The organism is Prosthecobacter sp. (assembly GCF_049294395.1).
Lineage (GTDB): Bacteria > Verrucomicrobiota > Verrucomicrobiia > Verrucomicrobiales > Verrucomicrobiaceae > Prosthecobacter.
Genome location: NZ_JBAQCR010000194.1, coordinates 1 through 12,132, shown reverse-complemented (window position 1 = coordinate 12,132; position 12,132 = coordinate 1). Strand labels below are relative to the sequence as shown.

The 12,132-nt window shown below is 59.0% G+C and carries 11 protein-coding genes; 7 read left to right on the top strand and 4 right to left on the bottom strand.

The features are described from left to right. Positions 1-416, bottom strand: a 416-nt coding sequence (locus WAW39_RS12455; RefSeq protein ID WP_422319253.1) for a fibronectin type III domain-containing protein, incomplete at its 3' end; no start/stop codon positions are given. A gap of 678 nt (positions 417-1,094) precedes the next feature. Here WAW39_RS12455 and WAW39_RS12450 point away from each other — a divergent pair. Continuing rightward, complete coding sequence (locus WAW39_RS12450; protein ID WP_422319251.1) at positions 1,095-2,843, top strand: hypothetical protein; 1,749 nt, start codon at positions 1,095-1,097, stop codon at positions 2,841-2,843. Positions 2,844-3,315: 472 nt separating this feature from the next. Here the strand turns inward: WAW39_RS12450 and WAW39_RS12445 are convergent, their stop codons facing one another. Next, on the bottom strand, positions 3,316-3,975 hold the full coding sequence (locus WAW39_RS12445) for a PEP-CTERM sorting domain-containing protein (RefSeq protein ID WP_422319249.1): 660 nt from the start codon (positions 3,973-3,975) through the stop codon (positions 3,316-3,318). A 51-nt stretch (positions 3,976-4,026) separates the two neighbouring features. Continuing rightward, positions 4,027-5,160 carry a TIGR02597 family protein gene (locus tag WAW39_RS12440; RefSeq protein ID WP_422319247.1) on the bottom strand — a complete coding sequence of 378 codons (1,134 nt, stop codon included), beginning with the start codon at positions 5,158-5,160 and terminating at the stop codon, positions 4,027-4,029. Positions 5,161-5,758: 598 nt separating this feature from the next. On the opposite strand from WAW39_RS12440, the gene WAW39_RS12435 reads away from it, so the two are divergent. From WAW39_RS12435 to WAW39_RS12410, 6 genes are read left to right on the top strand one after another with little or no spacing between them, the layout of a single operon-like run. Next, on the top strand, positions 5,759-7,513 hold the full coding sequence (locus tag WAW39_RS12435) for a GspE/PulE family protein (RefSeq protein ID WP_422319245.1): 1,755 nt from the start codon (positions 5,759-5,761) through the stop codon (positions 7,511-7,513). Next, on the top strand, positions 7,510-8,724 hold the full coding sequence (locus WAW39_RS12430; protein WP_422319243.1) for a type II secretion system F family protein: 1,215 nt from the start codon (positions 7,510-7,512) through the stop codon (positions 8,722-8,724). The genes WAW39_RS12435 and WAW39_RS12430 overlap by 4 nt, the downstream gene beginning before the upstream one ends. A 7-nt stretch (positions 8,725-8,731) precedes the next feature. Further along, positions 8,732-9,157, top strand: coding sequence for a type II secretion system major pseudopilin GspG (gene gspG, locus WAW39_RS12425; protein ID WP_422319241.1), 426 nt, complete (start codon positions 8,732-8,734; stop codon positions 9,155-9,157). Between the two features lie 4 nt (positions 9,158-9,161). Then, the gene (locus WAW39_RS12420; RefSeq protein ID WP_422319239.1) at positions 9,162-9,560 is read left to right on the top strand and encodes a type II secretion system protein; all 399 of its coding nucleotides are present in this window, start codon (positions 9,162-9,164) and stop codon (positions 9,558-9,560) included. After that, complete coding sequence (locus tag WAW39_RS12415; RefSeq protein WP_422319237.1) at positions 9,557-9,934, top strand: type II secretion system protein; 378 nt, start codon at positions 9,557-9,559, stop codon at positions 9,932-9,934. Before WAW39_RS12420 ends, WAW39_RS12415 begins: the two co-directional genes overlap by 4 nt. Next, positions 9,934-10,593 (top strand): type II secretion system protein, encoded by a 660-nt coding sequence (locus tag WAW39_RS12410; protein WP_422319235.1) that lies wholly within the window; start codon positions 9,934-9,936, stop codon positions 10,591-10,593. Before WAW39_RS12415 ends, WAW39_RS12410 begins: the two co-directional genes overlap by 1 nt. A 116-nt stretch (positions 10,594-10,709) precedes the next feature. On the opposite strand, the gene WAW39_RS12405 is transcribed toward WAW39_RS12410, so the two are convergent. After that, positions 10,710-12,098: a sensor histidine kinase gene (locus WAW39_RS12405; RefSeq protein ID WP_422319233.1), complete on the bottom strand. Its 1,389-nt coding sequence runs from the start codon at positions 12,096-12,098 to the stop codon at positions 10,710-10,712. Between the last annotated feature and the right edge of the window lie 34 nt (positions 12,099-12,132).

Here is a 12,132-nt window from a genome sequence, read left to right as displayed (position 1 = left end):
CATGTGATCATAACAGATTCTTTGTTGACCAGCCCGTTTAAGCTGCCCGGAGCGTTGAATGTGGCCTGCGTACAAGTCACAATCGGGCTAAAAGCCGAATTGCCGCTACCGTTGGTCGCTCGCACCTGATATTGCGCAGAAAATCCCGCTGGAGTGCCTAGGACGGTATAGGTCGCATTAGTCGCCTCGACTGTGGCGGTGGCCCAGCCGCCGCCAGTGTTATATTGAACCTCAAAACCCGTCTCGTCCGTGGAGTTGTCATTCCATAGGAGCACCACATTGGTCGCATCATAAGCATAAGCGGCCAGATACGTCGGTGCATTCGGTGCCGCCACCGCAGCACTGGTGAATGCCAGGGTGAGGAAGCTGAGGATAAAAAAGCGGACAGCCCGGGGGGAGAAGGAACACGAAGCCATGGACGTGAGACAGTCTGGGAAACAAAAACAGCGAGGGTAGCGAAGCAGGCTGCCAACGTCAATTCCTAGAAGTTGCAGCAAGCCTGGCGACCCTCTGAAAGACACCCCGGAACGGATTTTGTTCAGCAAATGGGCGATCAACGACGGACCTCACTCGATATCCCATAGGGCTGAGCGCGAATGATACTCCCGCGCATCATAAACTTTCATTTGGAGAAGGCCCACTCCCAACCCGCCTTGTTTCATCTCGACGCGGCGGAGAAGCACGCCCAGAGCCGGTTAAAAACCACGGCTCCCACTACGGACTCCCGCACCGCGCCGGGCGAAGCTCATTGCTGGGAGCGCTGGTTTTTAACCGGCTCTGGGAGCCCCGTCATGCAAACACGCGCCGCATTTCCAACCGTACTGGAATGCATCATCTCTTTCATTTTGAGAAGGCCCACTTTTGAAGGTTGCTGATGCGCGGCAGTATAGCAGGCAGGCGTTCCACGCAGCCAATGGAACCGCTCCGCCGCCGGGCACTGTGAAAGGCTTTTTAAGAACGGCCAATGAAGGCATGCTGCTGGAAGTCCAAGTCTCCAGTCCATCCACTTCAGCCAGCCTCTCGGGCCGTCCATGATATTCTTGCGGAGGTGCTTGTCCCCTTGCCTTATCAGACAGATACTCTCACGTCTTGTCATGCAATCCCCGTCTAAACCCGAGATCCCGGAAACGGACATCGAGTCCTTGATTCCCAAAAAAGGCGGCAAGCTTTCTTGGTTCGCCATGCTGACGTGGGTTCTGATCGGCGTGGTGTTGCTGGGAATGACATGGCTGGTCTTGACCAAGTTCGACATCGGCAGGCTGCGCGGACCCGGCTACTTTGTCACCCAGGCACGGGAGGCCTTGGACGCTGGAAGTCTGCCGGAAGCCCTGAGTGCGATCCAGAAAGTGCATGGGCCCGCCCGCAGCAGCCCGGACTTCCTTCGGATTCTTGCTGATTACCTGCAAAAAACCTCCTCCGAACCAGCCCTGCTGGCGGAAACCCTTGAGAAGCTGGAACTGGCAGGAAGCGCGCGCCCAGACGACGTGCTCTGGATCAGTCAGGCACGCTATCTTACCGGAGACACCCGGAGAGCCAGAGCCGCCTGGGACCGCCTCTCATCCTCCCAGCGTTCCAGCTTGATGGCGATGAAACTCAACATCGATCTTCTCCGCAAGGAAGGTTCCCTCCACGAAGCGGCAGAGCTTGAGCTTCAACTCTTCCAGCGTTTTCCGGACGAGCCCGAGGTGGCGTTCCGCAAGGCGTTAAAAGACCTGGATGGCAGCTTCCCTGAGATCAGGGATGCCGCTTGGAAGGTTCTCTTTAAAATGGCCTCAACGGGAGGCCGGACTGGACTCGATGCGGTGAGGACTCTGAGCCGACGCACCGAACTGACGTTGGCCGAGGCGGAACAATTGCTGAAACTGGCGGAAACACATCCCGACATCACGCCGGATGACAGGCTGATGATCGTTTCCGCCATCATGCGCCTGAATCCAATGCGGCGTGAGGAAACGATCCAGGCAGAAATCGAGCGCTACCGGACGGCCGGTCCCGCCATCCTGGCACAGGTGGCTGCTTGGCTGACCAGGGAGAAGGAATACGCCAAAATTCGCGAACTTGTTCCGGAGAGCGTCCTGCTCGAATCACCGGCCCTGTTTCCCTTGGTCGCCCAAGGCCTGCAGGAACAACAAAAGTGGCAGGAGTTGATGGATCTGCTGAAAAAAGGAAAAAAGCTCCCGGTCTCAAATGCACGCGCCGCCACCTGGCGGGCGCTGGCGGTGCGAAACCTGCATCCTTCCGACATCAAAGCCGCCCGGGATCATCTTGAAGAAGCCATCCAGCAGGGTGCTTCGGAAAGAAATGCCCTGGCCCTTTTGGGAGCCGCCACTCTCGCCGAGTCATGGCATATGACGGATCTGGCGCTCCAGGCCTACCAGGCGCTCGCACAGCCCGGATCCTCTGGCGAGCTGCAGATGCTCGAGAAATGCTGGGAAATGGCCACCATTCAGAACGATTCCGCCTTGCTCGTCCGCCTCGCCAGCAGGCTCCTCAAGCTAAGGCCCGACGACCTTCAGTTTGTCCGAAGACACGACTACCTCTGCCTCCTCCGTGGTGTGGGCCTCGAGACCACATTGCTGGATGGCGAAACAGCCACCAGAAGTGCTTCCGACCATCTGCTGGAAGCTCTCAAAGCCTACCGTCTTCATGACTTGGCACACGCCTCCGTCGTCCTGCACAAGGTGGTGGACACAAAAGACTTTTCCATGGGTGAGAAAGCCGTCTATGCCGGTCTGCTCGCCACGACATGCAATGAAGTCTCTCAAGCCTACCAGATCGCCGAAAAAATCCACACCGAAGGACTCTTGCCCGAAGAAAGGGTGTTTTGGAATTTGGCCCAGTGAGCCTGGGTTCTACTTGGGTAAGTCATCGGGGGTCACCGAATCCATTGGCCGGTTGTCGCCGTCTCATCCCACTCCGCTTGACACCAGTCCCAACGGGACTGCGCATCATAGCGAAGGGGTGCCGAGCCTCAGCGAGGCTCCCCTGGTGCCAGATGTCGTCGTCGGAAAGCAAACCCAGTTCACCCTTCGTAGCTTCAGCGAAGAATGGGCGCCTTCGCTACATACCACGCCCACCAGTAGCGTTGGCAAGACGCTCCGTCGCGCCCAGCGAGAGTGTCGCCCCCCCCTCGATGACTTGCCAAAGTAGAATTAGTCCGGTGAGACTTGGCACGGTTAGCCTTGGCTCCAGACCCCCTTGCACTGTCAAGGTGCACAATACACAAGACCTGCCCTTTCACAGCCCTGCTGCGCGAACCAAAAAAAGGGCCTGCATGAGCAGGCCCTTCGTGGAGAAAACAATGTGGAATCTCTTTTACCGCCGGCGGCGGCGCAGGGAGATCAAACCAAGGCCAAAGGCTGCCAGAATAACGCGGCTGGGTTCGGGAACCCCTGCAACGGTGAGGGTAGCATTGCCAATCGAGTTGGCATTCGTGCCAGTGGCGAGCTGTGCACTCTGAGTAAACATATAAAGTTTGTAGCCACTACTTGTGCTCGAGGGTGTTACCCATGCGCTACTTCCGTCGGCATTGCCATTTCCGGTATAAATGCCATACGAATTTCCTGCTGCTGCTTGGGTATTAGCTGCGGTAAGCGTTGGGAACCAAAGAAGTGCCAAAGGGTCACCCGAAGTTAATGCGGAGTATATGCCAGAACCAGGTGTAATACTTGACGTGAATGCAGCAAAGGCACCAGCCGCTCCTGTCGTGGCTGCGATGGTGTTTTGGTACAATACGAGTTCTGTGTTACCCGCATCCAAGAATGAACCTGCCGTAAAGGATGCTCCAGGCACAACCGCTCCGAAATTGCCAAGTCCACTTGTGTCTGCCACAAGCATGACAATACCATCAGGGGCAAGTGCTCCACCGCTTGTGCGAAGTGAATCTGCCTCCAGATCGAATGTGATCGTCGTGGCTCCGAACAGGGACGAACCCATGACCAGCATAGCAACAGCGGTAATTTTGCCGAATTTCATGATATTAAATTTTTATAAGGGCTCTTTAGCGGATTGGCAACTGAAGGCATGCTAATAAGTTAGAGGCATGCGCCAAATGAGTGTGGACACGGCACCCGTGCCCTGCTTGCGAATATTGTAACCAGCCCCTGGCTGAAACACCACGTCGTTGTTTCGAATGGTGGTGAGCCCTCCCCCTTGCAGCCTCCAACCAGCACCACCAAAGCCTGTGCCTGTGTAGTAGTAGTAGGATTTAACTGCAGCCTTGTCGATTGCTGCAGTAGTATCATCAAAAACTAATAATTTATCACCTGAAGCTCCACTGATGCTGGTTGTTCCTGCAAATGCACCAGACTCAAAAAGATTGGACTGAGTCAATGTCAGTGGAATTGGGACATCAACAGCAATTGCGTTGTCTTGATCCGTATTGGCGGCACGAGTCCCAATGACATAACTGCGAGCACTTGTTGGGACTCCGCCAGCAACAGTGATGGCCGCATTCGTGGCAACTCCATCTTGCCGAATAATCACGTACGAATCCGGTGAAAGAATATCGTCATTTTTCTTATTGGTGAGCCCACCGCCAGAGCGCCGCCAACCGGCACCACCAAACCCGGTTCCCGAGTAGTAGTAGTAACTGATCGTGGCTGCCAGATCCACTCCGGCCGAGGTTGGATCGGGAATAAAAATTCGAGTCATTGACCCCGCACCGCTGATTGAGGTTGTGGTGGTGATTCCAACTTGCCCCGGGAATACTGTATCCAAAGTCCAATAAGGCACAATTGACAGGCTGTCTCCGGTGACGATGCCGGAAACGTCATCCAGAGTATCGCCGGCAGTGTCTACAGTTAAGGTCGTTGTATTTGCTGTGCCATTATCTGCTGCATTCGCCGTGATGGTGTAAAACATCCCCATTTTGTTCCCGCTGGTAGGAGTCACATAATAGGTATTGGTTTGGGAGCCTGCTACGTAAAGAAATTGGCCCGAGGTCCATCCTGGAAGCCCCTGAACGGTAATGACATTGCCCGAGACACTTTGAACCAAGCCTTGATACACTGACGGACGCTGAAGAGGGATGCTGTAGCGTGTGTCCGAATTTCCGAGGGCGGTCACTGTGTTAAAACCTACCGGAGCGGTGGTCACCTGTGCCAACGAGACCGTGGCCATCAAAGGCAGCAAAAGCAGGGAGAGGCGGAGGGTTTTCATGTGTGAATAAGTTTCTATTTAGCAGAAGTGGCAGGATTTGAGTAGCGGAAAGTTGACAATTTTACCCCTATGACTTCCGCATCGGGCGGGCGGAAGCAGAAGAAGCCTTAATGGTCATACCCCGACATCGTTGATTTGTTACAGGAAAAAATATTTAATGCCAGATCTCCCCCTCGACCTTAGAATTTTTGTTTATTTTTTTTAAGAAAATTAAGCGCGATCTGCTTGCTTGAAGTCCCTCATCCCGCTCAACTTCACAATTGCACATTTCGATCATTCCCATATGATGATTTTTTCCGGATTTGCTGCCTGAGCGAGTCATGCCAGTTTTTTTCCTTCAAGAGTACTCGTATTGTGTGAATAATCCGACGCTTGAACAACTAGCACCATGGGGTGATCCAATGCTTGGTGAACAGTCGCACCCATCTCTCCCGAACTCTTGGAACCGCAGACGAAGTCCACCACTCCAGCCCAATGACCTCCTTCCGCCGCCGAATGTTGCCTCAGAACCCAAAAAAGGCCTCTTCAGTAAATGAAGGACCCGTTTCAACAACCGAAAGCATGATGTCGGTGCCTGCACTCGCCACGATCTGACCCTATGATCTCCATCCTCCAATCCAGCGCCCAAGCCGCAGGGGTGATGGACTCCGACGTACAAGCCGCCCTCAACACCGCCGCAGGCGGCGGCATCTCCCCCGTCCTCGCCCTCATCGAGAGCGGGGCTGTTGATGAACGCCTTTTCTCCCGACACCTCGCCGACTCCCTCGGCTGGCCCTGGCTCGAAACCCCACGCCCCGAACCCGCCGACGCCGCCGAGCTCAAGCGCCTCATCCCCGCACGCTTCGCCGTCCGCCACCAGGTCTTCCCCGTCGGCTTCGGCCACGGTCGTGTGACAACCACGTCACACCAGCCCGCGGCCGATTCATCATCCCCGCAAAAACGCACCCTCAAGCTCGCCTGCCACGACCCCTGCGATCTCCTCGCCCGCCAGGCCGTCGCGCGACAGTCCGAACTCCCCGTCGAGTGGTGCCTCACCCCCCGCACCGAACTCCTCAGCGCCGTCCAGCAGCTCTACGGCGTCGGTGCCGAAACCTTCGACGCCCTCATCGCCGCTGGAGGCGGCAGCTCCGACGACCAGCACCTGCGCGATGAAGCCAACGTCATCGACGACGAAGACGAAGACGCCTCCGTCGTCAAATTCGTCAACCAGATCATCCGCGAAGCCCTCGCCCAAAAAGCCACCGACATCCACGTCGAGCCCCAGCCCGACTCCCTCCGCATCCGCTACCGCATCGACGGCTTCCTCCACGAGATCCCCGTCCCCGAAAACATCAAATCCCTCCAGGCCTCCGTCATCGCCCGCATCAAGGTGATGAGCAAACTCGACATCGCCGAGAAGCGCCTCCCCCAGGACGGCCGCATCAATCTCAAAGCCGACGGCCAGTCCATCGACGTCCGCGTCGCCTGCATCCCCAGCGTCGAAGGCGAGTCCATCAGCCTCCGCCTCCTCGGTCAGGAACGCTTCACCCTCGACCGCCTCGGCCTCAGCGAAGAGCACCGCGCCAAGATCGAACTCCTGTTGGCCAAACCCAACGGCATCGTCCTCGTCACCGGCCCCACCGGCTCCGGCAAATCCACCACCCTCTACACCTTCCTCTCCCAGCTCAACAGCGTCCACCGCCGCATCGTCACCATCGAGGACCCCGTCGAAAACAAACTCCCCGGCATCGTTCAAATTCCCGTCAAAAACGAGATCGGCCTCACCTTCGCCAGCGGCCTCCGCAGCATTTTGCGGGGTGACCCCAATGTCGTCATGGTCGGAGAAATCCGTGACCTCGAAACCGCCGAGATCGCCGTCCGCGCCTCCCTCACCGGCCACCTCGTCTTCTCCACCCTCCACACCAACGACGCCGTCGCCGGCATCACCCGTCTCATCGAGATGGGCGTGAAGCCCTTCCTCGTCGGCACCGCCGTCCGCGCCTTCATCGCCCAGCGCCTCGTCCGCTGCCTCTGCCCCTCCTGCAAAGAGCCCGCCAACTACCAGCGCGCAGAACTCACCAAACTCGGCTTCCCCGAAGTCAAAAAAGACAATAAGCTCTACCGCGCCGCCAAAGGCGGCTGCCAGCAGTGCCGCGGCACCGGCTACTCCGGTCGAGTCGCCCTCTACGAAATCGCCCTCATGACCCCCGCCATGCAGGCCCTCGTCTCCCAGAAAGCCTCCGAGTCCGATCTCCAAGTCCAGGCCCGCAAAGACGGCTTCGTCCCCATGCGCGACTACGGCCTGCAAAAAGCCCTCGATGGCATCACCACCCTCGAAGAGGTCGCCCGCGTCACCAGCGAAGAACTCGAATGATGTTCGCCTTCCAAGCCCTGTCCGCCGACGGCTCCGTCAAATCCGGCACCCTCGAAGCCGCTGATCGCGGCGATGCTTTGCGCCAATTGTCCCGGCGCGGCTTGCAGGCCCGCTCCATCCAGTCCCAAACCGCCGAAGTTGCGAAATCCGACACAAAGAGTACCGACTCTGTCCTCACCCTCTCCAAGACCGATGTCATTCGCTTCACCGAAGACATGGGCGACCTCCTCGCCTCCGGTCTGCAAGTCGAGCAAGCCCTGCAGGCAATGGAAAACCGCAGCGCCTCCAAACTCGGCACGTTGGCCACGCGCGTTCGTGCACTCGTTCGCGACGGCGTTCCACTCTCTGCAGCATTACGCCAAGCCTCGCCCTCTTTCGACGAACTCTACTGCAACATGATCGCCGCCGGTGAAAACAGCGGCGCGCTCGATGACATCATGGACCGTCAGGCCCGCCACCTCCGCCTCATGGAATCCGTCCAGGCCAAGGTCGTCGGTGCGCTTATTTACCCAGCCTTTCTCATCAGTGCCGGAGGAGCGCTCGCTTTGGTCATGGTCACCTACCTTTTGCCAAAACTTGCCTCATTGCTCACCGGCTCCGGCAAAGAGCCGCCCTTCATGATCAAGGTCAGCCTCGCCCTCTCTGACTTTCTCAAAAACTACTGGTGGCTGCTCGCCATTGCACTGGGCTGCACCATCATGCTGCTCTTTGCCCTGCGCAAAACCCCCGGCTTCCAGTCCGGCTGGCACCGCTTCATGATCAAGATGCCCGGCATCCGCGACATCACCCGCGCGCGCTTTGAGCTGCAGTTCTTTGAAACCCTCGGCAGCCTGCTGCGCGGCGGCGTGCCATTGCTGCATGCCTTGGAACTCGTGCGCCGTGCCGTCACCAATCTGCACCTGAAGCATTCCCTCAATCAAGCCGAGGCCCTTGTGCAAGAAGGCGCATCCCTGAGTCATGCGATGAAAAAGACGCACGCTCTCGACTCCCAGGCCATCGACGTCATCCGCATCGGCGAAGACACCGGCCACCTCGCCGAGGTGCTGGGCAAAGCCGCCACGCGCATGGACACGCAGCTCACCCGCACCATCGAGCGTGTCACCGCCCTCATCCAGCCCTGCCTCCTTCTCATCATGGCCGCTCTCGTCGGCACTCTTGTTTACACCATGGTGAACATCGTCTTCTCAACCCTCAGCCAGCTCCGACATTAACCCAACCATGAAACACCTCCGCTCCTCTTCCAAAAACGGCTTCACCCTGCTCGAAATGATGGTCGTCTTGCTCATCATTGCGCTCATTCTCGGCACCGTGGCCTTCATGGTGCAGGGCATCGAGGGCGATGCCGAACACGTCACCACCGGCGCCAAGATCAAAAGCCTCGAAGTCGCGCTGACCTCCTACAAGATCAGCAATCTTACTTATCCCACGCAGGAACAGGGGCTCGATGCCCTGGTCTCACGCCCCACGGCAGATCCGAAGCCCAAGCGCTGGACCCAGCTCGCCAAACCCGACGGCATCACCGACCCCTGGGGCCGCAAGCTGGTGTATCGCAACCCCGGCAAGCACAACGCGGGAGGTTATGATGTGTTCTCCCTCGGCGCGGACGGTCTGGAGAACACCGACGATGATATTGGCAACTGGTAGCAAAATGAAGGCCTTCACGCTGCTGGAGATGATCGTGGTGCTCGCCATCGCGTCCCTCGTCATTGGCATCGGAGCCGGAGCCGTGCAGAAGCTCACCGAGGAGCACGAACTGCTGAGCGTGGCGCATGATGCTGAACGCGTCCTGATGCAGGCCATGACCCGCACACTCACCACCGTGCAACCTCAGTCCGTTGATCTCACCAGCCTGAGTCAGAAAGCCAAACTCACCGTCCGGCATGCAGGCAGCGAGACATTCATTTCTACCACCGACCAGCACCTGTGGCTAAGACCCGGCGGATTATGTGAACCGCTGACCCTGCGCTGGCAGCAAGGTGCTGCATGGGTGAGCGCCACGCTGGACCCGCTGACGGCAGGGTTCCAAGAACTGGAGGAAAACCCGTGAGACGCCGTGGCTTCACCCTGCTGGAAACCCTGCTGGCGCTGATGGTGTTCAGCACGGCGGTGGTGGCGCTGGTGGAAGCCGTACACCAAATCGGCGAGCACACGCTGCTGCGCCGGCATGAGGCTGCGGTACAGGAACGCATGCGGTCGCTGTTGGTGGAACACACGCGCAGGCCGGATGAGATTGAGGAAGTCAAAGTACAGGAGGGTGATGTGAACTACACCGTGACGCACACGCCTTTGGAATTGAAGAATCGCGATGGTCAGCCTGTGGCGGGATTGTTTGAGGTGCGTGTGACCGCTGCATGGAAGGAAGGACAGACGCTGCAACAGGCCAGCGCTGAAACCTGGGTGTATCCGCCGCTCTTCCGCTGATGAAAAAACTGAGCCAGTCATCCCGAGCGAAGGCATTCACCCTGCTGGAGGTGATCATTGTACTGGCGATCACGGCGCTGGTGCTGGGGGCGGTGTATTCGCTGGCGCAGGGTACGCTGATGCTGGCGGATGATGTGCGCCGGGCGGAGCGCCGGGACGCACGGATGCAGGCCTTTACCACGTTTTGCGAGCATCTGCTGGCGGAGGTGCCAGCCACGGCGCTGCTGAATCTCAGCACCACGGAAGAGCATGGGCAGTATCTCACGAAGCTGGAACTGGAGCCTGTGCGCTCCCCGTTTGATGAGACGCCGGACTGCCGCGTGGCGTTGTTTACGCAGGGCCAGCCTGGAGGCGGGTTGCGGCTGATGCTGACGTGTCATTCTGAAGCAAACGAGAGCAGCGTGGTGCTGTTTGAAGACATGGCGCAGTGCGAGTGGCGCGTGTTTCATCCGACGACGCGGCAGTGGGCCACTATTTGGTCCGAAGGCAACCCCGGCGGAGTTCCGACGGCGCATCCGCATCCGCCGCTGATGAAACTCGTGATGTCGCAGGCGGGTGGTGAAATCCAGGAGCAGATTTTCTGGATCACTCCCAGTGAACCCAACCTGCTGACCGCCGCTCCAATCCCCGCCCCCCTTCCCCCTAAGTCTCCCCAATGACCGTCTTTTTGCAGGCCTGACTGGCAACAGTGGAGGAGCGACAGGCTTCTGGGTGGAGGTCATTCCACATGGTTGGCAGCCACGCGTTGAAAGAGAAAGCGCGCTTTGTTTTCAGATCAGACAACGTTGGCTGAGGCGAGGGGATCGCCTGCGGGGAGGTCGATCCAGAATTCGGCGCCGGATTCATCCTGGTTGCGGCAGCCGGTGCTGCCGTTGTGGGCGTGGGCGAGGGCTTGCACGAGGCTGAGGCCGAGGCCCATGCCGGGGGTGTTGGCGCTGGCGGCGGAACCGCGCATGTAGCGCTGCCAGATTTTGGTCTGATCGGCGGCGGTGAGTCCGGGGCCGGTGTCGCGGACGGAGATGCGTGCCTGTTCGCCATGGATGCTGAGCGCGAGGGTGATGATGCCGCCGTGCGGGGTGTAGGCGAAGGCGTTGTCGAGGAGGTTGGCGACGGCCTGGTTGATGCGCTGGCGGTCGAGCAGCACCCAGCGGGTGTCGGGGGCTTCGAAGATGAAGGTGAGGCCGCGTTCATCGGCGGCGGCTTTGTAGAGTTCGAACAGATCGGCGAGCAGCTGACGGAGGTCGATGATTTCGAGGTGGAGCTTCAGGGCTTTGTGCTCGGCTGCGCGGGTGGTGAGAATGGTCTGCACGAGCTCGGTGGCGCGGTCGAGCTCTTCGAGGCCGCGAGCGGCGGCGTCGCGGGCGGTGGGGTTGTCGATGTGATCGTGGAAGGTTTCGAGATTGCCGCGGATGCGGGCGAGCGGGGTGCGCAGCTCGTGGGCGAGATTGTCATTGGCGCTTTGGAGCTCTGCGGTGAGGGCATCGATGCGGTCGAGGCCGGTGTTGAAGGCGGTGGCGAAGGCCTGGAGTTCGGGGACGGCGCCGGGTGCCTGAAGCCGGGCCTCGGTGCTGCCCTGGGCGAGCTTGCGGGTGCTGAGCATCATCTCCTGCACGGGGCGCAGCACGTGACGCACGAACCACCAGAGGGGCAGGAGCATGAGGACGGTGGAGGCGAGTCCGGCGAACCAAAGATGACGGCGGATGTGATCGACGTAGGCGAGGTCTTCGGCGTCGGTGCGGCCGAACCAGAGGGCATTTTTATCGTCGAGAATCTGACAGCCGACGAGCAGCTGCTGCTGGCGTTCGGTGTGTGGAATGGTCATGAGCCAGGTCTCGGATGGCTTCAATTTTTTGGGCGGGCGTTTGGGCCAGTTGTAGCCTGCGACGGCGTCCGGGGTCTGCTCGAAAATGGTCTCGCCCGCAGGATTGGTGATGCGGACGGCCTGGCTTTCCTCGTGTTTGCCAGCGGCAAAAACTTCGGTGAGTTCCTTGAGGCCATTGCGGTTGTAGAGCACGGCGTACTCACCCAGGTCATCGAGCACGACGGCGCGGGCGATGCTGCTGAGGTTTTGCCGCATGGCCCAACCGGCCACGGTGATGCAGAGGGCGGTACTGATGGCCATGAGCACTGCCAGCAGCAGACCCAGCCGCCAGGTGGACGGCATGCGCTCAGGGAACAGTTTTGATAACATAGCCTTT